Below are 1,607 nucleotides of genomic sequence, written 5' to 3'. Positions count from 1 at the left end.
CACTTGATGCCTGGCATAGTAGCTGTGCAAAAGTCCTGCAAGCTCGGTCAGATAGTGGCTTACATAGTGTACGCCAAGAGATTGCGCCGCAGCGTAGAGCATGTCTTCAAAAGCGGCGGCCTTGCGCAGCAGGGCCATGTCCTCGGGGGTATCCAGCGGGGCCAGCAGAGCGGCATCGGATTTTTCCGGCAGGACAAAACCGCGTTCGGCCGCGCGGCGCAACACGGCGCAGATGCGGGCATGCGCGTACTGCACGTAGTAGACGGGGTTGTCCAGGCTGCGCTGCTTGGCGAGTTCAAGGTCAAAGTCCAGCGGGCTGTCGCTCTTGCGCGAAAGAAACATGAAGCGCGCGGCGTCTGTGCCCACTTCCTTGATAACGTCGGCGAGGGTTTCAAAGGTTCCCGCGCGCGTGGACATGCTCACGGGGTGACCTTCGCGCAGCAGGTTCACAAGCTGGATAAGCACCACGTCAAAGCTGTCGCGCTCTTTGCCCATGGCGGTAATGGCCGCGCGCATGCGCGGGATGTAGCCGTGGTGATCCGCGCCCCATACGTCGATGAGCCAGTCATAGCCGCGCTCAAACTTGTCGTGATGGTAGGCAATGTCTGAAGCGAAATAGGTCAGGCTGCCGTCAGATTTCTTGAGCACGCGGTTTTTGTCGTCGCCCAGTTGCTCGGTGGCAAACCAGAAGGCATTGTCCTGCTCATAGGTATAGCCCGACTTGCCCAGTGCGGCAAAGGCCGCGTCCACGGCACCGGTTTCCACCAGGGTTTTCTCCGAGAACCACTGCAGGTGCTCCACGCGAAAGTCGCGCAGGTCGTCCTTGATGCCATTGAGGATGTCGTTCATGGCCTTTTCATAGCACCGGGCTTCGCCTTCGGCGGCGGGCATGTCAGGCAGGCCGGGGTCGAGAAGGATGACGTCCGGCCCGGCGCGGGACGCTTCGGCAATGGCCTCGCGTCCTGTGGCTGCCGCAAGGTAGGCCATGCCCCTGCTTTCAAGGGTGGCTGTCACAAGAGCGCGTATGCCCTTGTCATCCTCGACCACAAGGATGCGTTCCGGGGCGATGACGCCCTGCTGTTCGTGATATGGCGACATGGCTACTCCTGTGCGCCGTTTTTTATAACGGCGGCATGGAACATGTCAAAAATGCGGGTTTTTTCGTCATCTGGAATGCCTGGCCCGTTGTCGGCCACCTCCAGTCGGGCGCGTGGCGTTTACGGCCTCGCGGATAATGTCTTCCGCCAGTTCCGGCGTCAGGCGCAGGGTAAAGCCGTATTGTTCCAGCCGGGTAAGCGACAGCAGGTTCTCCACCATTTCCACCAGATAGCGGGTGTCCTCTTCAATGGCCCGGGCAAGGGACTTGGGACGCTGTGTTTCCATGTCATTTTCGGAGGCAAGCACGGCGGCATTGCCGCAGATGGCAGTCAGAGGCGTGCGCAGGTCGTGCGAGACAGAGCGCAGCACATCGGCCCGCAGTTTTTCCTGCTGGGCGTGTACGGCAATATCCGCATTGGCGCGGGCGAGGCGCTCTTTTTCCACGGCCAGGGCGCATTCTCCCGCCAGGGCCAGCATCAGGTTTTTGCTGTCCGCCTCGTTGAGGGGCG

1 protein-coding gene and 1 pseudogene are annotated in these 1,607 nt (G+C 60.9%); both read right to left on the bottom strand.

The features are described 5' to 3' along the window. Positions 1-1,041 (bottom strand): annotated as a pseudogene (gene argS, locus V6C07_RS12905) (arginine--tRNA ligase domain-containing protein); the annotation flags it as partial. A gap of 123 nt (positions 1,042-1,164) precedes the next feature. After that, positions 1,165-1,607 (bottom strand): sensor histidine kinase (locus V6C07_RS12900; protein WP_333536880.1); only part of this gene is annotated, 443 nt, incomplete at its 5' end.

Source organism: Desulfovibrio sp. 1214_IL3152 (genome assembly GCF_036763055.1).
Classification (GTDB): domain Bacteria; phylum Desulfobacterota; class Desulfovibrionia; order Desulfovibrionales; family Desulfovibrionaceae; genus Desulfovibrio.
Note: the sequence above shows the minus strand (reverse complement) of the source record. Positions and strands in the feature narration are given on the sequence as shown.